Source organism: Variovorax sp. VaC1 (genome assembly GCF_043658315.1).
In the GTDB taxonomy this organism is placed as follows: domain Bacteria; phylum Pseudomonadota; class Gammaproteobacteria; order Burkholderiales; family Burkholderiaceae_C; genus Variovorax.
In genome coordinates this window covers 62,027-79,550 of the sequence record NZ_JBIGLT010000003.1, presented here as the reverse complement: position 1 = coordinate 79,550, position 17,524 = coordinate 62,027, and the positions used below count along the sequence as shown (strand labels likewise).

The window sequence follows — 17,524 nt, the reverse complement described above, 5'->3', positions numbered from 1 at the left end:
GAGATTACTCTACGCAGCCGCGCAGCACCAAGCACTATTCGGCGCCCAGGCTCCACTCGACTTCGGAAGAGCTTCCTTGGTCGATACTTCCGTGAATCTGTTCCTTGAGTTTCGCGCTCGCGTGGAAGGTCGCGACGCGGCGCTCACCGATCGGAATGGCTTCGCCGGTGCGCGGATTGCGGCCCGGCCGAGGCGCCTTCACGCGGATCTGGAAGTTGCCAAAGCCCGAGATCTTGACGTCGGTGCCCTCGATGAGGCTGCTGGCCACGAGCTCGAAGAAGGCCTCGACCATGTCCTTCGACTCGCGCTTGTTCAGCCCGATCTGCTCGAACAGCAGGTCCGCCAGATGCGCCTTGGTGAGCGCTGGCGTTTCGAGGGCTTCGAGCGTGAATTCGGCAGCGTTCATCTTCATCCTCTCAAGCGGCCGCCCAGCCTGGCGCCCAATTGTTCGACGATTGCACGGACAGCGGGCTCGACCTGTTCATCGGTCAAGGTCGCGCTGTCGTCCTGGAAGCTCAGGCGAACCGCCATGCTCTTCTCACCCTGTGCCAGGGCACCGGGCGCAGCCACGGCACCGTCGCGCAGCGGCTGCGGACGGTAGATGTCGAACAGCGTCGCATCGCGCAGCAGTCCTTGTGCGGCCGAGGCGGCACGGATGGTCTGCATCAGCGCATCGTGCGAAACGGATTCGGCCACGACGACCGCAATGTCGCGCTCGACCGCCTGGTGCTTGGGCACAGGCTCAGCCACGGGCACAGGGCGCGCCGTGACTGCATCGAGGTCAAGTTCGAACAACACCGGCGCATGGGTGAAGTCCCACTTCTGGCGCCAGCGCGGATGCAGTTCACCAACGAAACCGATGGCCTTGCCATCGACCAGCACGCGTGCCGAACGGCCCGGATGCAGCGCAGGATGCTCGGCCGCATCGAAGCTCGGCACCACCGGGGCGAGCAAGGCTTCCACATCGCCCTTCACGTCGTAGAAATCGACGCGCTGCGCCTTGCCATCCCAGCGCGACTCGTCGGCGTCGCCCCAGGCAAGCCCCGCCACGCGCATCGGCTGGTTGACACCGCGCACGGTGCTGTCGGTGGTCGCAACGCTGTCGTCACGCATGAACACGCGGCCGAGTTCGAACACGCGCACACGGGGTGCCTTGCGGTCGAGGTTGAACTTGAGCACCTGCAGCAGCGAGCCGAGCAGCGACGAGCGCATCACGCTCATCTGGCTGGCGATGGGGTTCAGCAGCTTGACGGGGTTCGCATTGCCGGCGAGGTCTTGCTCCCAATGCGCCTCCACGAAGCTGAAGTTGATCGTCTCCTGGTAGCCAAGCGCGGCCACACTGCGGCGCACCGCGAAGCGGCTGCGTTGCGCTTCCGGCCGCACGCGTGCCGTGATGGGCGCGAGCGGCGCAGTGGTCGGCAGGTTGTTGAAGCCGATCAGGCGCGCAACTTCTTCGATCAGGTCTTCTTCGATCAGCAGATCGAATCGGTGCGGCGGCGGCGCGACCGTCAAGGTGCCATCGCCTTCGGTGATGGCGAACCCGAGGCGATGCAGCGCGTCGGCGCATTGCGGCTGCGTCAGCGGCATGCCGATCACGCGGGCGGCCCGCGCCACGCGCAGCGTGACGGGCAGCGCTTCGGGCACACGCAGCTTCTGGTCGTCCATGGCACCGGCCTGGCCGCCGCAGATTTCGACGATCAGCTGCGTGATGCGCTCGATAATCTGCACCGTGCGGCTCGGGTCCACGCCACGCTCGTAGCGGTGACCCGCATCGGTCGAGAAATTGAAACGGCGCGAACGGCCCTGAACGGCTTCGGGCCACCAGAATGCGGCCTCGACGTAGATGTTGCGCGTGTCGTCGGACACCGAGGTCGCATCGCCACCCATGATGCCGGCGAGCGATTCGACTTCACGGTCATCGGCGATCACGCCGACCTTCTCGTCGACGGTGATCGTCGTGCCATTGAGCAACTTGAGCTGCTCGCCCGCCTTGCCCCAGCGTACCGTGAGGCCGCCATGGATCTTGTCGAGGTCGAAGATGTGGCTGGGCTGGCCGTACTCGAACATCACGTAGTTCGAGATGTCGACCAGCGGCGTCACGCTGCGCTGGCCACAGCGCGCGAGGCGCTCGACCATCCAGGCCGGCGTGGCGACCTTGGTGTTCACGCCACGCACGATGCGGCCGGAAAAGCGGCCGCAGAGTTCGGGCGCTTCGACCTTGACGGGCAGCACGTCGGCGAACGCCGCCGCAACCGGTGCGATTGCAGGCGTCTTGAGCGGCGCACCGGTAAGGGCTGCCAGTTCGCGCGCGACGCCATAGACACTAAGGCCGTGCGCCAGATTGGGCGTGAGCTTGAGCGTGAGCAGCGCATCGTCGAGCTTGAGCACGTCACGCACGTCAGCACCGATGGGCGCATCGGCGTCGAGTTCAAGCAAGCCGCCATGGTCTTCGCTCAGGTGCAGTTCGCGCGCCGAGCACAGCATGCCCTGGCTCTCGACACCGCGCAGCTTACCGAGCTTGATGAGGAAAGGTTTTCCGTCTTCACCCGGCGGCAGTTCTGCGCCGACCAGCGCGCACGGCACCTTGATGCCCACACGTGCATTGGGCGCACCGCACACGATATTGAGCAAGGCACCCTGCCCTGCATCGACCTGGCACACGCGCAGGCGATCGGCATTCGGGTGTTGAACAGCTTCCTTGATTTCACCGACCACGATGCGCGTGAAAGGCGGCGCCACCGGTCGACGCTCTTCGACTTCGAAGCCGCCCATGGTGAGCGTTTCGGCCAGTGCGGCGCTGTCGAGGGGCGGGTTGCAGAACTCGCGCAGCCAGGATTCCGGGAATTGCATCTCTTCGATCTCGATCTGTTTTTTCTGGTGTGGAAAGGCGTGTCAGTGCGTCAATGCATCACTGGAACTGCGAGAGAAAACGCAGGTCGCCGTCGAAGAAGAGGCGCAGGTCGTTCACGCCATAGCGCAGCATCGTGAGCCGATCGGGGCCCATGCCGAAGGCAAAGCCGATGTAGCGCTCGGGGTCGAGCCCCATGTTGCGCACCACGTTCGGATGCACCTGGCCCGAACCCGACACCTCGAGCCAGCGGCCGGCCAACGGGCCGCTCGCGAACTGGATGTCGATTTCGGCGCTCGGCTCGGTGAACGGAAAGAAGCTCGGGCGAAAGCGCAGCACGAGGTCGTCGCGCTCGAAGAAGGTGCGGCAGAAGTCGGTGAAGACGACCTTCAGGTCCTTGAAGCTCACGTTCTCGCCAAGCCACAGGCCTTCACACTGGTGGAACATGGGCGAGTGGGTGGCGTCGCTGTCGACGCGGTAGGTGCGGCCGGGTGCGATCACGCGGATCTCGGGCGCCTTGACGGTGCCGGTGGTGTCGGCTGCAGCAGCGGCAAACTCGGCCGCGTACTTCTTGATGTGCTGATGCGCATAGCGCACCTGCATCGGGCTGGTGTGCGGACGCAGGTTGTAGGGAATGCCGTCGTCGCCGTTCATGTCGACGTAGAAGGTGTCCTGCATCGAACGCGCAGGATGGTTCGGCGGGTTGTTGAGCGACGTGAAGCTGTGCCAGTCGCTCTCGATCTCGGGGCCATCGGCTACGTCGAAGCCCATGCTCGAGAAGATCTCCTCGATGCGTTCGAGCGTGCGGCTCACGGGGTGCAGGCCACCGGGAATGCGGCGGCGCCCGGGCAGACTCACGTCGAGCGCTTCGGCACGCAACTGCTGGGAAAGCTCTTCGTCCGCGAGTTGCTGGCGGCGCTCGGTCAGGGCGGCCTCGATGGCCTGCTTGCCCACGTTGATCGCGGCGCCGCGGGACTTCTTCTCTTCGACACTCAGCGCGGCCATGCCCTTCATCAGCTCGGTGATGCGGCCCGATTTACCAAGGAACTGTGCCTTGGCGTTCTCGAGTTCGGCGGGCGTCTTCGCTTCGGCGAAGGCAGCGCGTGCGGTGGCTACCAGGGAGTCCAACTCGTTCATAGCAACAAAAATCTTCGAGGGAAATAAAAAAGAGCTGGAGCCTTTTCAAGCGCCAGCCCTTGAGCCGTGGGCGCAGGAAGCCGCCCGAAGACGGCACTCCTGCTGTGCAGAATCAAGCAGCCAGCTTGGCCTTGACCTGCTCCACGATGCCGGCAAAAGCGGCCTTGTCGTGCACGGCGATGTCCGCCAGCATCTTGCGGTCGATCTCGATACCGGCCTTGCGGATGCCGTTGGCGAACTGGCTGTAGGTCAGGCCCAGTTCACGCGAGGCGGCGTTGATACGCGCGATCCACAGCTGACGGAACACGCGCTTCTTGGTACGGCGGTCACGGTAGGCGTATTGGCCTGCCTTCATCACCGCCTGTTTGGCGATGCGGAAGACATTGCCGCGGCGACCGCGGAAACCCTTGGCGAGTGCGAGAACTTTCTTGTGGCGGGCGCGAGCCGTTACACCACGTTTGACGCGAGGCATGTGTGTACTCCTTGTTCGTCTGAGTTAAATGCCACGGCCGGGCAGCATGGCGGCGACAGAAACCATGTTGGTTTCATGCACTGCGACTGCACCACGCAGGTGACGCTTGTTCTTGGTGGTCTTCTTCGTCAAGATGTGACGCTTGAAGGCTTGACCGCGCTTGACGGTGCCACCGGGACGAACGCGGAAACGTTTTTTCGCGCTGCTCTTGGTCTTCATTTTGGGCATGTGAATGCTCCTTTAGTTTGTGCTCGTGAGGCGCCGTGAAAACTCCACGGACTTGTTGGCCCCGAGACACTTCTTTATCCCGCCCCTGCCTGCGCTTCTTTCAAAGCACTGGCAAAGGCGAAATCTCTTCGAACCCCTGCTACTGCAACCTTCGGCTTGCGCCTCAGGCCGTTGCGGGCGACGCTGCCGGCGCAGCTTCCGCCGCCGGCTTCGGTGCACCGCCACCCGGCTTCTTGCGGCCCGGAGCGATCATCATGATCATCTGCCGGCCTTCGAGCTTCGGGAACTGCTCGACCATGATCAGGTCACCCAGTTCGTCGCGAATACGCTGCAGCAAAGCCAACCCGAGCTCCTGGTGCGTGATCTCGCGGCCGCGAAAGCGCAGCGTGATCTTGCATTTGTCGCCGTCCTCAAGAAAGCGCTTGATGTTGCGCATCTTGATGTTGTAGTCGCCATCGTCGGTACCGGGCCGGAACTTGATTTCCTTGACCTCGATGACCTTCTGCTTCGACTTCGCCTCGGCCGCCTTCTTCTGCTCGTGGTACTTGAACTTGCCGTACTCGATCAGGCGACAAACCGGTGGGTTGGCCGCCGCGACGACCTCCACCAGATCCACATCGGCCTCGCCAGCAAGGCGCAAGGCCTCAGAGAGGCTCATAACACCCATTGGCTCGTTTTCCGGGCCTACAAGGCGGACTTCCGGGGCCATGATTTCCCGGTTCAGGCGGTGTTGGCGTTCCTCGCGGTGGCGGCGGTCGCGAAATGCAGTAGCGATGGTCAGAATCCTTCAAAATTTGCTACAAAATCTGTAGCGAACGCCGGTCAGTCCTCGCGGACAAGCGGCACGATTTGGCAGGGAAACATATGAGGTGTTTCAGAGACAAATCAACGCTTGTCAGCAACATCCTGGACGAGCCGTTGCACGAACGATTCGAGGGACATTGCACCGAGGTCTTGATTGCCCCGGGCGCGCACTGCGACGGCACCTGCTTCCTTCTCTTTGTCGCCTACGACAACGATATAAGGGAGCTTTTGCAACGAATGCTTCCGTATTTTATACGTAATCTTTTCGTTGTGCAGGTCAAGCTGAACCCTAAGCCCTTGATTTAGCAGCGTTTTCGCAACTTGCGCAGCGTAATCGGCCTGTCCTTCGCTGATATTGAGCACCGCCACCTGCACCGGAGCGAGCCATGCAGGCATGGCGCCGGAGTGGTGTTCGATCAGCATGCCGATGAAGCGCTCGAGGCTGCCCACGATGGCGCGATGCAGCATGACGGGGTGCGCGCGGCCGCTCGATTCCGTCACGTACTCGCCCCCCAGGCGCTCCGCCGTGTTGAAGTCGACCTGCATCGTGCCGCACTGCCATTGGCGCCCGATGGCGTCGCGCAGCGTGTACTCGATCTTGGGGCCATAGAACGCGCCGTCGCCGGGCGAGATGATGAAATCGACGCCTGAGCGCCGCAGCGACTCCATCACGGCGTGCTCGGCCTTGTCCCACAGCTCGTCGGAGCCCACACGGTTCTCGGGCCGCGTCGCGACCTTGTAGAGGATGTCCGTGAAGCCGAAGTCGGCATAGACCTTCTGCAGCTGCGCCGTGTAGGCAATGCATTCGTCCAGGATCTGGTCTTCCGTGCAGAAGATGTGGCCGTCGTCCTGCGTGAAGCCGCGCACGCGCATGATCCCGTGCAGTGCGCCACTGGGCTCGTTGCGGTGGCACTGGCCGAACTCGCCATAGCGCAGCGGCAGGTCGCGGTAGCTGCGCAGGTCGCTCTTGAAGATCAGCACATGGCCCGGGCAGTTCATCGGCTTGAGCGCGTACTCGCGCTTCTCCGACTCCGTCGTGAACATGTTGTCGCGGTAGTTCTGCCAGTGGCCCGTCTTCTCCCACAGGCTCTTGTCGAGAATCTGCGGGCCCTTCACTTCCCAATAGCCCGTGTCGCGGTAGATGCCGCGCATGTACTGCTCGACCTGCTGCCAGATCGCCCAGCCCTTGGGATGCCAGAACACCACGCCCGGCGCCACTTCGTCGATGTGGAACAGGTCGAGTTCCTTGCCGAGCTTGCGGTGGTCGCGCTTTTCGGCCTCCTCGATGCGCTGGATGTACTGGTCGAGCTGCTTCTTGTCAGCCCAGGCCGTGCCGTAGATGCGCTGCAACTGCTCGTTCTTGGCATCGCCACGCCAGTAGGCGCCTGCCAGCTTCGTGAGCTTGAAAACCTTCAGGAAACGCGTGTTCGGCACGTGCGGGCCACGGCACATGTCGACGTATTCCTGGTGGTAGTACAGGCCCATGGCCTGCTCGTCGGGCATGTCCTCGACGAGGCGCAGCTTGTAGTCTTCGCCGCGCGACTTGAACACCTCGATCACCTCGGCGCGCGGCGTCATCTTCTTCACGACGTCGTAGTCCTGCGCGATCAGCTCGCGCATGCGCGCTTCGATCGCCGCCATGTCCTCGGGCGTGAAGGGCCGCTCGTACGCGATGTCGTAGTAGAAGCCCTCGTCGATCACCGGGCCGATCACCATCTTCGCCGTCGGATAGAGCTGCTTCACCGCGTGGCCGACCAGGTGAGCCGTCGAGTGGCGAATGATCTCCAGACCCTCGTCGTCCTTGGGCGTGATGATCTGGAGCTTCGCGTCGTGGTCGATGACGTCGCTGGCATCGACAAGCCGGCCATCGACCTTGCCGGCCACCGTCATCTTGGCGAGTCCGGGTCCGATGGACTGGGCGACCTGAGCCACTGAAACCGGGCCTGGGAACTCGCGGCGCGAGTTGTCGGGGAGCGTGATCTGAATCATGTGAAAACCTCGGAAGAGAAAAACAAAAAAGCGCGGTGATCGACCGCGCTTTGCTTGGTTTGAGAGCTGGCGAAAACCAGCGTGCGCGGGCTACCGGCCTTTTCCTTCGAAGAAGAAAAAGCCGCTGAATCCTTGCGGTGTAGTTCGCGGTGTCATAACCAAGGTGCCTTTCTCGCTCTTGTTGAGTGCAGAGGCGCAGATTCTAGCTTCTGCCTGCTCAAGCCGTCGCCGCGACGTTCTTGAGACCCAGCACCTCGATGGGCTGGATCGAGGGCGGGCTGGCGAACAGCTCGGGCGCCTTCGCCATCAGCGCCTGTGCAATCGGGCCCGCAAGGTGCGCCTGGCGCCCTGCCTCGTCTTCGAAAGCATCGAAGACGCCGAAGGTGGTCGGCGACAGGCGCAGCGCAAACCAGATCGGCGTGGTCTTCTCGTCGCGCGCCATGGCCAGGCCGGCTTCGAGGAATTGCTGGACTTCGCCTTCCTTGCCCGGCTTGGCTTCGAGGCGGGCGAACAGTGCGAACTTGATCATGAGTGGTCTCCTGGTGTGGACAACGGCGCGCGAGATTGCGCGGCGCTGGCATGAACTCTAGGCAGCCGCCTCCAACGGAGCTATTGGCATTTTTGACATCTTTGATATTGTTATTGCCATGAAACTCGACGTACTCGCACTCGATGGCGTGTTCGACACCGGCCTGTCCACGGTGCTCGACGTCTTCACCACCGCCAACGAACTCGCGGCCATGCTGCAACTCGACGTACCGCCATTCCAAGCCACGGTGGTCGGCGTTCGCAAGCGGGTGCGAACGGCGCAAGGCCTCGCCGTTCCGATTGCACGCGCAGTGGGAACCGCGCCCGCGGATTGGCTGGTCGTTCCCGCTCTGGGCTGCAAGATGCCCGAGACACTGGAACCCGCCCTCTCGCGCGCAGATGTGCGCGACGCCTGCACCGCCCTGCGGGCAAGCAGCGAAAGCGCCCGCCTGGCGGCGGCCTGCATCGGCACCTTCGTGCTCGCGGAAGCCGGCCTGCTCGATCACCACAAAGCCACCACCACCTGGTGGCTGGCCACGATGTTTCGCCAGCGCTATCCGGCAGTGCAACTCGAAGACTCCCGCATGCTGGTCAGCTCGGGCCACCGCGTGACGGCGGGCGCGGCGCTGAGCCACGTCGACATGGCGCTCTGGCTGGTGCGCCAGGTGAGCCCCGAACTGGCCACGCTGGTCGCGCGCTACCTCATCGTCGACTCGCGTCCTTCGCAGTCGGCCTACGTCATCTCCGATCACCTGTCGCATTCCGACCCGCTGGTCGAACGCTTCGAGCGCTGGGCACGCGGCCGCCTGGCCGACGGCTTTTCACTCGACGAAGCCGCGCTGGCCGCTGGAACCAGCAAGCGCACGCTGGCCCGGCGCATGCAGCAGGTGCTCGGCAAGAGCCCGCTCTCGTACGTGCAGGATCTGCGCGTCGAACGCGCCGTGCACCTGCTCAAGACCAGCGACAAGAGCCTCGAACAGATAGCGGGCATGGTGGGCTACGCCGACGGCGTCACCTTGCGCACCCTGCTGCGCCAACGCCTTGGCCGCGGCGTGCGCGAGATGCGGCTCGAGGCCTGAGAGCCCTCCGGCTCCAGCGAGCACCCATAAAAAAGCCCGGCGCATGGCCGGGCTGAAGGTGACAGCGAAATATCTGTCGACCATGCGTCCGTGAAGATCAGTGGAACTGCTCTTCTTCGGTCGAACCCGACAGCGCCTTCACGCTGGACGAGCCGCCCTGGATCACGGTCGTCACGTCGTCGAAGTAACCCGCGCCCACTTCCTGCTGGTGCGACACGAAGGTGTAGCCCTTGTCGCGTGCGGCGAACTCGGGTTCTTGAACCATGTTCACGTAGTGCTTCATGCCTTCGCCACGTGCATAGGCGTGGGCGAACTGGAAGGTGTTGAACCAGTTGACGTGGATGCCGGCCAGCGTGATGAACTGGTACTTGTAGCCCAGGGCCGACAGGTCTTCCTGGAACGAGGCGATCTGCTTGTCGTCGAGGTTCTTCTTCCAGTTGAAGGAAGGCGAGCAGTTGTACGACAGCAGCTTGCCCGGGCAGGCGGCGTGCACGGCTTGTGCGAATTCGCGGGCGAAGCCGATGTCAGGCACGCCGGTTTCGCACCACACCAGGTCGGCGTAGGGCGCGTAGGCTACGCCGCGGCTGATGGCTTGCTCCAGGCCGTTCTTGACGCGGTAGAAGCCTTCCTGCGTGCGCTCGCCGGTCAGGAACGGCTTGTCGTTGGCGTCGTGGTCGGACGTGATCAGGTTGGCCGCTTCCGCATCAGTACGGGCCAGCACGATGGTCGACACGCCCATCACGTCGGCAGCGAAACGCGCCGAGATCAGCTTCTCGCAGGCTTCCTGCGTCGGCACGAGCACCTTGCCGCCCATGTGGCCGCACTTCTTCACGGCGGCCAGCTGGTCTTCAAAGTGCACGCCGGCAGCGCCCGAAGCGATCATGTTCTTCATCAGCTCGAACGCGTTCAGCACGCCGCCGAAGCCGGCTTCCGCGTCGGCAACGATCGGCAGGAAGTAGTCGATGAACTCCTTGTCGCCCGGGTTGATGCCACGGCCCCACTGGATTTCGTCGGCACGGCGGAAGGTGTTGTTGATGCGACGGACCATCGTCGGCACCGAGTCGTAGGCGTACAGCGACTGGTCGGGGTACATGGTTTCAGACGTGTTGCCATCGGCGGCGACTTGCCAGCCCGACAGGTACACGGCTTCCAGGCCTGCCTTGGCCTGTTGCATGGCCTGGCCGGCGGAGATCGCGCCGAAGGCGTTCACGTAGCCCTTCTTGGCGCCACCGTTGATCTTGCTCCAGAGCTTCTCGGCGCCGCGCTTGGCCAGCGTGTGCTCGATGGGGAACGAACCGCGCAGGCGCACGACATCGGCTGCGCTGTAGCCGCGCTTGACGCCCTTCCAGCGCGGATCGGTCGCCCATTCCTTTTCGAGGGCGGCAATCTGTTGTTCGCGGCTCAGTTGTTCTGTGAGGGTCTGGGGCATGGTCACTCCGTGAGGTTGATTGAAGGTTGGGCGCTGCGGCCGTGGAGTTACTGTAATTCGATTGAGGACTCTTATGTCTTATAGAAGACATATTTTTCGATCAACAAAATCAACAAGTTACGCACATATTTCTCAATGCAAAATTATTTTTCTCGTATCGAGAAAAAATATTGCAGCGCAGCAGCCGTGAATTTCGCAATACGCAATCACTCTTTCGGTGATGAAAACCGGGCCCCTTCACTCAAGCCGCATGCGCGATCCAGTCGCCGGTGTCGATCACTTGGCAGCCCGCGATCCGCGCCGGATGGATCTCGTAGACAAGGCAATCGATCCACTGCGCACCAAGCGCCACACGCACATGGCGCTTGATGTATTCCCCGGAGTCGTCGTCGGCCACCTCTTCCAGCTGATCGAGCGCGGCCTCGACCTCGGGCTCGATGCGATAGATCTCGCCCTTCACCCACCCCGCCCCACCAAGCACGACGCCCGGATACGCGCCCAGGTCGTACAGCGTGCCGGCGATGCGCGCCTTGCCGACAAACACCGGCGCGGGCCGATAGCGGGCGATGTCGTTGCGCCCGTGGCGACGCAGCGTGCCGTAAACAAAAACGTGGGGCATCATCGAATGCGCTTCCTCTTTCGCAACAACAGAACTTCAGTCTATTGAACTCCGCTGCCCCCGCATCCGGTCGCCTCGTGGCCTATGGCTGCCTGGCCTTGAGCATGTCGCTCGTCGGCGGCTACGTCGCCCTCTCCAAGCCGCTGGTGGCTGCCTTTCCGGTGCTGCTGCTGGCATGGCTGCGCTTCGGCATCGCGGCGCTCGCCATGCCGCACTGGCTGAAGCCCGCGCCCGACGAGCCCCCGATGACCGGGCACACGCGCTGGCTGGTGTTCCTCGAATCCTTCCTCGGCAACTTCCTGTTTTCGATCTGCATGCTGTTCGGCGTGAGCCTCACGAGCGCGGTGTCGGCGGGTGTGATCATGGCTTCGATCCCCGCGTGCGTAGCCGTCGCAAGCTGGCTCTTCCTGCGCGAGCGCATCACCGTTCGCATCGGCATGGCCATCGCCTGCGCGGCACTGGGCATCGGATTGCTCGCGCTCTCGCCCACGCACGCATCCGCATCGCCCGGCGCAATGAAGTCGTCGATACCCTGGCTCGGCAACCTGCTGGTGTTCTGCGCGGTGCTCTGCGAGACCGCCTATGCGGTGATCGGCAAGTCGCTCACGGGGCGGCTCGGGCCCAAGCGCATCGCGTCACTCATCAACCTCTGGGGCTTCGTGCTCTCGATGCCCTTCGGCATCTGGTTCGCCTTGCAGTTCGACTTCACCGCAGTGCGCTTCGGCACGTGGGCGCTGCTCGTGGCCTACGCGCTCGCTGCAAGCATCTGGACGGTGTGGCTCTGGATGACCGGACTGCGCCATGTACCGGCTGCCCAAGCGGGTGTTTTCGCTGTGCTGCTGCCCGTGAGCGCGGCCCTTGTCGGTGTGCTTGTGCTGGGCGAAAACCTCTCTTCGCCACAGCTGCTTGCGTTCGTCATCGCACTCGTGGGCGTGGTGCTGGCGACATGGCCCGGCCGCCGAACGTGAAAAACAAGGCTTCTCCCCTCTGAAAAAACAACAGCTCCCAATGAAAAAAGCGCTTTTTCCCTTGGAAACGCGTTTTTTCTCATTTAGCATCCGCATTGCCACTGGAGACGCAAGTTTTTCATTGGTGAGTGTTCAACCAAAAAAGGAAATCAACCATGGCAACTGCAAAGAAGGCTCCGGCCAAGAAAGCTCCGGCAAAGAAGGCTGCGGCTCCCGCAAAGAAGGCAGCTCCTGCGAAGAAGGCTGCACCGGCCAAGAAGGCTGCTGCTCCTGCAAAGAAGGCTGCACCGGCGAAGAAGGCTGCTCCTGCAAAGAAGGCCGCTCCCGCAAAGAAGGCTGCTCCCGCCAAGAAGCGCACGCCCAACGCCGCGTTCATGAAGGCCCTGACCCCCAGCCCGGCACTGGCCGCTGTGGTCGGCTCGACGCCGCTGCCGCGTACCGCTGTCGTGAGCAAGCTGTGGGACTACATCAAGAAGAACAACCTGCAAGACAAGGCCAACAAGCGCAACATCAACGCCGACGCCAAGCTGAAGGAAATCTTCGGCAAGGCCCAAGTTTCGATGTTCGAACTGGCCGCGCTGATTGGCAAGCACGTCAAGTAAGCGCTCGGGAGCCTCGTGCTCCTGAATCAAAAAGCCGGCTTCATGCCGGCTTTTTTTTCGCCTGCGGCAAGGCCATTCCTTCGTCGAAGAAGCGTGCCGGCGTGCAGCCGAAGTGCTTGCGGAAGGCCTCGATGAAGGCGCTCACCGAGCTGTAGCCGACCGTCAACGCCACGGCCGTGACCGACTCCCCGAGGCTCAGCAGCTCCACCGCCTTCAGCAAGCGCGCCTGCTGGCGCCATTGCGCAAAGCTCAGGCCGGTCTCGATGGCGAAGCGGCGCGTGAGCGTCCTGCGTGCCATGCCGATGCGGTCGGCCCACTGGTCGATGGTGTCGGGCGATGCTGGGTCATTGGCCAGCGCCGAGGCCATTCCCACCAACCGCTTGTCCTGCGGCATCGGCAGGTGCAGCGACGGCCTCGCACTCGCGGCAAGCTCGTCGAGCAGCACGCCGACAAGCCGTGCGCGACGCGCCTCACAAGCCATCGACGATGCATCGAGCGAGGTCAGCCGATCGACCAGCCCCTGCATCAGCGGCGTCGTCGCAAACACATGCGGTTCGGCCGGCAAGGCCTGCGCCATGGCTGGGTCGATGTGCAGACTCCAGCCTGCTGTAGCACCAAAGCTGTGCGCCGCATGCGCGCAGCGCGGCGCGATCCAGCCGATCCAGCCCGGTGGTTGCACCCAGCGCCCCGCTGGCGTCTCGATCACCTGCAGGCCTTCGCGCAGTGCGAACAACTGGCCATCTTCGTGTGCGTGATAGCCCGTGACCCGTGGCGCCTCGTAGGCGTTGATCCAGAGCTTGACCGGCGCTTCAGCAGCCATGCGCCCTGCCCTCCGGCGGCGTGGCCCGCGCGCGGTATCGATTGGCCTCGCGCCGCAAGCCCCGGATCGCCCTGCTGCCTAGCATCGAGTCCATCTTCACAACGCCTTCAAAGGAACGCTCATGCAAGCTCAGGATGTATTGCCCGACGGGCAGGATTTCGTCGTCAGGAACGGCCTCACGCTGCGCAAGGGATCGGTGGGCGCCTTCCTCGCCAACGCACAGCTGCTGCAAGACCCGCTCGCCACGCCCGAAGCGCGGCAGGCCGCCGAACGCGACCTGATCGCGCTGCTGCCCGCCCTCGACGCGCTCGGCCTGTTCGATGTGTTCGAGCTGCGCTCGCCGGCCTTGCGCGACGAGGTGGCCCGTCATCGCGCGGCGCTCAGCCCTGCGCCTGCTGCTTCGCCGCGCGCGTGATCGACGCCAGCGTGCCGCGCGTGGTGATCACCTCGGGGTCCAGCGGAATCTCGATCAGCGTGCCGGTATCTGCGGCCAGCGCGCGCAGCAGCGCGGCCTCGAACTGCGCCGTTTCGGTCACCCGCTCGGCCGCGTAGCCATAGGCACGTGCGAGCCCGCAAAAATCGGGGTTGCGCAGCGCGGTGCCGCTGGTGCGTTCGGGGTATTCGCGTTCCTGGTGCATGCGGATGGTGCCGAACATGCCGTTGTTCAGCAGCACGATGATGCTCTTGCCACCGTGCTGCGATGCTGTCGCCAGCTCTTGCCCCGTCATCAGAAAATCGCCGTCGCCCGCGATGGTGAAGGCCACGCGCCCCGTCGCGAGGTTGGCCGCGATGCCCGCGGGCACCCCATAGCCCATCGCCCCGCTGGTCGGTGCCAGTTGCGTCTTGTGCCCCTTCGTCAGCCCGTGGTAGCGGAAGTAGCGATGCACCCAGCTCGCGAAGTTGCCGGCACCGTTGGTGATGGCCGCATCGGGCGGCAGGTGCTTCTGCAGCAACGCGACCACGGCCGCCATGTCGACCGCCCCGCGCGGCGTTTCCGCCGGCATGCCGGCAAGCGCCTGCGGCACGCAGTTGGCCTCGTAGTCCGCATGCGCCTGCTCGGTCCACTCTTCCCACGGCAACACGGGCGGCGCGCTCAACACTTCGAGGCTGCGCGCGGCGGCGCTCATGCCGGCATTGATCGCCAGGTCGGCCTGGTAGACGCGGTTCAGTTCCTCGGCGCTCGCGTGGATGTGCACCAGCGTCTGCTTCGCCTTGGGCGCTTCGAGCAGCGTGTAGCCGCCGGTCGTCATCTCGCCCAGGCGCGGCCCGATGGCAAGGATCAGGTCCGCATCCTTCACGCGCTGTGCAAGCTTCGGGTTGATCGCGATGCCGACATCGCCCGCGTACTGCGGATGGTGGTTGTCGAAAGTGTCCTGGTAGCGGAAGGCGTTGGTGACCGGCAGGCGCCAGTTCTCGGCAAAGCGCTGCAGCGCCTGCGCGGCCTGTGTCGTCCAGCCGCCACCGCCTGCAATCACCAGCGGGCGCTGCGACTTCAGCAGCAACTCGCGCAAGGTGCGCAATGCGCCGGGGTCGCTCCAGGGCTGTACCGGCTCAACGCGCGGCAACGGCCGCGCCGTGGTTTCGGTGCGCAGCATGTCTTCGGGCAGCACCAGCACCACGGGCCCCGGCCGACCGTTCATCGCCGTGGCGAAGGCACGCGCCACGTACTCCGGAATGCGGTTGGCATCGTCGATGCGCTCCACCCGCTTGGCAAAGCCCTTGGTGCTCGGGCCGAAGAAGCTGCCGTAGTCGACTTCCTGGAAGGCCTCGCGGTCGCGGAAGTCGCTGCCGACGTCACCCACGAACAGCACCATCGGCGTCGAATCCTGGAAGGCGTTGTGCACGCCGATCGATGCATTGGTCGCACCCGGCCCGCGCGTCACGAAGCACACGCCCGGCCGCCCGGTGACCTTGCCGTGCGCCTCGGCCATGAAGGCCGCGCCGCCCTCCTGCCGGTTGACGATGAAACGCGCGCGATCGCGGTACGCATGAAAGCCGTCGAGCACCGCCAGGAAGCTCTCGCCCGGCACGCCGAACGCGATCTTCATGCCCTGCGCGACGAGGCACTCGACGATCAGGTGGCCCGCGGGTTGTGATGTACTCATGTGAAGTCGAACCTCAGCTGCAAATGTCTCTGGCAATTATCCGCGTCCACCTTCCACGCCTTGCGTTAATTCCCCAATTGGTTACATTCGCGCCATGAAGGCCCCGAAGGACTCCGCCACCGAAACGCTCGAACCGCGCTCGCGCGATGCCGACCGTTCGCAGCTCGCCATCCTCGCGTCGGCGCGCGACGAGTTCTCGGCCCGCGGGCTGGCCGGCGCGCGCATGGACAGCATCGCCGAGCGCGCGGGCCTGAACAAGCGCCTCATCTACTACTACTTCGGCAGCAAGGACGACCTGTTCCTGGCGGTGCTCGAACGCACCTACGCCGACATCCGCGAAGCCGAGCAGCGGCTGCACCTCGACGAGATCGATCCGGTCGAGGCGATCCGCCAGCTGGTCTCGTTCACCTGGCACTACTACCTGGAGCACCCCGAGTTCATCACGCTGCTCAACAGCGAAAACCTGCACTGCGCCGCGCACCTCAAGCGCTCCGACCGCATCCAGGAAATGAACTCGCCGCTGGTGCAACTGCTCGACACCGTGCTGGAGCGCGGCAAGAAAGACAACCTCTTTCGCGCGGGCGTCGACCCCGTGCAGCTGTACATCTCCATCGCGTCGCTCTGCTACTTCTACCTCTCGAACAACCACACGCTCTCGGCCATCTTCGGCCGCGATCTGCGTGCGCCCAAGGCGATGGCGCAACGCCTCTCGCACATGACCGACCTGGTCCTGGGCTACGTGCTTCACTGAGCCGACAGGCTTCTTCGCCACCCTCGGGTATCCACTAGGCAGCAGCGGTTGACGCTGCAGCGCGAGCCTTTCTAAAATCTTTAATTCACTTATTGGTGAATTGATTGACCCAAGCAGGCGGCCCGACCGCGCGGAGACAACCTTGAAGCAACTTGCACGCACCACCGCTGTCAGCGCGCTTTCGGCGCTGGCCTGCCTGGCCGCCCTGCTGCCGGGCCTGGCTTTCGCGCAGAACAACGGCTACCCCAGCAAGCCGATCCGCGTGATCGTTCCGTTCGCGGCGGGCAGCACCACGGACATCATTGCCCGTGCCATCACCGACAAGATGGGCGCCAGCATGGGCCAGGCACTGGTGATCGACAACCGCGGCGGCGCCAGCGGCACCATCGGCCAGCAGGCGGTGGCCACGGCCGCGCCCGACGGCTACACGATCATGATTCACTCGTCTTCGCACACAGTGAGCCCCTCCACCTTCGCCAGGCTGCCGTTCGACACGGCGCGCGACTTCGCCGGTGTCACGCCCATCTCGTCGCTGCCCAACGCGCTGGTGATCTCGCCCTCGAAGAACATCAAGACGCTGCCGCAGTTGCTGGCCGCGGCCCGCGCCAAGCCGGGCAGCATGAACTTCGCGTCGGCCGGCCAGGGCAGCGCCACGCACCTGAACGCCGAGAAGTTCAAGATGGCCGCGAAGATCGACGCGACCAACATCCCCTTCAAGGGCTCGGGCGAGGCCGTGACCGAGGTGCTCTCGGGCCGCGTCGACTACTACTTCTCGCCCATCGCCCCGGTCATCGGTCAGATCAAGGAAGGCCAGTTGCTCGCACTGGCCGTCGGCTCGCCCCGGCGCGCCGACGCCCTGCCCGACGTGCCCACCACCACCGAGGCCGGCGTGCCCGGCTCCGAATTCAACTTCTGGATCGGAATGATGGCGCCCGCCAAGACGCCGCGCGACGTTGTCGATCGGTTGCACGCCGAGGTGACCAAGGCCCTGGCCACGCCCGAGGTGAAAGAGCGCTTTCTCAAGCTCGGCGCCGACGCCTGGACGCTCAAGCCCGCGCAGTTCGATGCCTACATCAAGGACGAGATCGCCAGCAACGCCGAACTCGTGAAGGCCGCCGGCCTTTCCGTTCAACAGTAAGTAAGTC

At 64.0% G+C, this 17,524-nt stretch carries 18 protein-coding genes; 6 read left to right on the top strand and 12 right to left on the bottom strand.

From position 1 onward, the window contains the following. Positions 1 to 34: 34 nt before the first annotated feature. From ACGLHS_RS12495 to ACGLHS_RS12460, 8 genes are all read right to left on the bottom strand, one after another. Positions 35 to 406, bottom strand: a complete 372-nt coding sequence (locus tag ACGLHS_RS12495) for an integration host factor subunit alpha (RefSeq protein WP_093246983.1) — start codon at positions 404 to 406, stop codon at positions 35 to 37. Between the two features lie 2 nt (positions 407 to 408). Next, on the bottom strand, positions 409 to 2,850 hold the full coding sequence (pheT, locus tag ACGLHS_RS12490) for a phenylalanine--tRNA ligase subunit beta (RefSeq protein ID WP_394480036.1): 2,442 nt from the start codon (positions 2,848 to 2,850) through the stop codon (positions 409 to 411). A 58-nt stretch (positions 2,851 to 2,908) separates the two neighbouring features. Continuing rightward, complete coding sequence (gene pheS / locus ACGLHS_RS12485; protein ID WP_093246855.1) at positions 2,909 to 3,985, bottom strand: phenylalanine--tRNA ligase subunit alpha; 1,077 nt, start codon at positions 3,983 to 3,985, stop codon at positions 2,909 to 2,911. A 112-nt stretch (positions 3,986 to 4,097) separates the two neighbouring features. Continuing rightward, entirely contained in the window at positions 4,098 to 4,457 is a 360-nt protein-coding gene (gene rplT, locus ACGLHS_RS12480) for a 50S ribosomal protein L20 (RefSeq protein WP_012747009.1), read from the bottom strand. 24 nt (positions 4,458 to 4,481) lie between these two features. Then, positions 4,482 to 4,685 carry a 50S ribosomal protein L35 gene (gene rpmI, locus ACGLHS_RS12475; protein ID WP_007832497.1) on the bottom strand — a complete coding sequence of 68 codons (204 nt, stop codon included), beginning with the start codon at positions 4,683 to 4,685 and terminating at the stop codon, positions 4,482 to 4,484. 163 nt (positions 4,686 to 4,848) lie between these two features. Further along, positions 4,849 to 5,469: a translation initiation factor IF-3 gene (infC, locus tag ACGLHS_RS12470; protein WP_093246854.1), complete on the bottom strand. Its 621-nt coding sequence runs from the start codon at positions 5,467 to 5,469 to the stop codon at positions 4,849 to 4,851. Between the two features lie 101 nt (positions 5,470 to 5,570). Next, entirely contained in the window at positions 5,571 to 7,478 is a 1,908-nt protein-coding gene (gene thrS, locus ACGLHS_RS12465; protein ID WP_394480032.1) for a threonine--tRNA ligase, read from the bottom strand. Between the two features lie 217 nt (positions 7,479 to 7,695). Then, positions 7,696 to 8,007: a putative quinol monooxygenase gene (locus tag ACGLHS_RS12460; protein WP_093246852.1), complete on the bottom strand. Its 312-nt coding sequence runs from the start codon at positions 8,005 to 8,007 to the stop codon at positions 7,696 to 7,698. Positions 8,008 to 8,125: 118 nt separating this feature from the next. Between ACGLHS_RS12460 and ACGLHS_RS12455 the strand changes: the two genes are divergently transcribed. Beyond that, on the top strand, positions 8,126 to 9,085 hold the full coding sequence (locus ACGLHS_RS12455) for a GlxA family transcriptional regulator (protein ID WP_394480029.1): 960 nt from the start codon (positions 8,126 to 8,128) through the stop codon (positions 9,083 to 9,085). 97 nt (positions 9,086 to 9,182) lie between these two features. Here the strand turns inward: ACGLHS_RS12455 and aceA are convergent, their stop codons facing one another. Together aceA and ACGLHS_RS12445 are read right to left on the bottom strand one after the other, a co-directional pair. Next, positions 9,183 to 10,514: an isocitrate lyase gene (gene aceA / locus ACGLHS_RS12450; RefSeq protein WP_093246982.1), complete on the bottom strand. Its 1,332-nt coding sequence runs from the start codon at positions 10,512 to 10,514 to the stop codon at positions 9,183 to 9,185. Between the two features lie 241 nt (positions 10,515 to 10,755). Beyond that, entirely contained in the window at positions 10,756 to 11,136 is a 381-nt protein-coding gene (locus ACGLHS_RS12445) for a gamma-glutamylcyclotransferase (RefSeq protein ID WP_394480027.1), read from the bottom strand. Between the two features lie 41 nt (positions 11,137 to 11,177). Between ACGLHS_RS12445 and ACGLHS_RS12440 the strand changes: the two genes are divergently transcribed. Next, on the top strand, positions 11,178 to 12,101 hold the full coding sequence (locus ACGLHS_RS12440; RefSeq protein ID WP_394480025.1) for a DMT family transporter: 924 nt from the start codon (positions 11,178 to 11,180) through the stop codon (positions 12,099 to 12,101). A gap of 155 nt (positions 12,102 to 12,256) precedes the next feature. Further along, positions 12,257 to 12,703, top strand: a complete 447-nt coding sequence (locus tag ACGLHS_RS12435; RefSeq protein ID WP_093246848.1) for an SWIB/MDM2 domain-containing protein — start codon at positions 12,257 to 12,259, stop codon at positions 12,701 to 12,703. 40 nt (positions 12,704 to 12,743) lie between these two features. Here the strand turns inward: ACGLHS_RS12435 and ACGLHS_RS12430 are convergent, their stop codons facing one another. Beyond that, entirely contained in the window at positions 12,744 to 13,523 is a 780-nt protein-coding gene (locus ACGLHS_RS12430) for an AraC family transcriptional regulator (RefSeq protein ID WP_394480023.1), read from the bottom strand. Between the two features lie 121 nt (positions 13,524 to 13,644). Here ACGLHS_RS12430 and ACGLHS_RS12425 point away from each other — a divergent pair, with 121 nt between their 5' ends. Beyond that, complete coding sequence (locus ACGLHS_RS12425; protein WP_394480021.1) at positions 13,645 to 13,938, top strand: hypothetical protein; 294 nt, start codon at positions 13,645 to 13,647, stop codon at positions 13,936 to 13,938. Here the strand turns inward: ACGLHS_RS12425 and ACGLHS_RS12420 are convergent. Then, entirely contained in the window at positions 13,904 to 15,628 is a 1,725-nt protein-coding gene (locus tag ACGLHS_RS12420; RefSeq protein WP_394480019.1) for a thiamine pyrophosphate-binding protein, read from the bottom strand. The genes ACGLHS_RS12425 and ACGLHS_RS12420 overlap by 35 nt on opposite strands. 94 nt (positions 15,629 to 15,722) lie before the next feature. Here ACGLHS_RS12420 and ACGLHS_RS12415 point away from each other — a divergent pair, with 94 nt between their 5' ends. Continuing rightward, positions 15,723 to 16,379 (top strand): TetR/AcrR family transcriptional regulator, encoded by a 657-nt coding sequence (locus tag ACGLHS_RS12415; RefSeq protein WP_093246844.1) that lies wholly within the window; start codon positions 15,723 to 15,725, stop codon positions 16,377 to 16,379. Positions 16,380 to 16,521: 142 nt separating this feature from the next. Then, entirely contained in the window at positions 16,522 to 17,517 is a 996-nt protein-coding gene (locus ACGLHS_RS12410) for a tripartite tricarboxylate transporter substrate binding protein (RefSeq protein ID WP_394480016.1), read from the top strand. Positions 17,518 to 17,524: the final 7 nt, after the last annotated feature.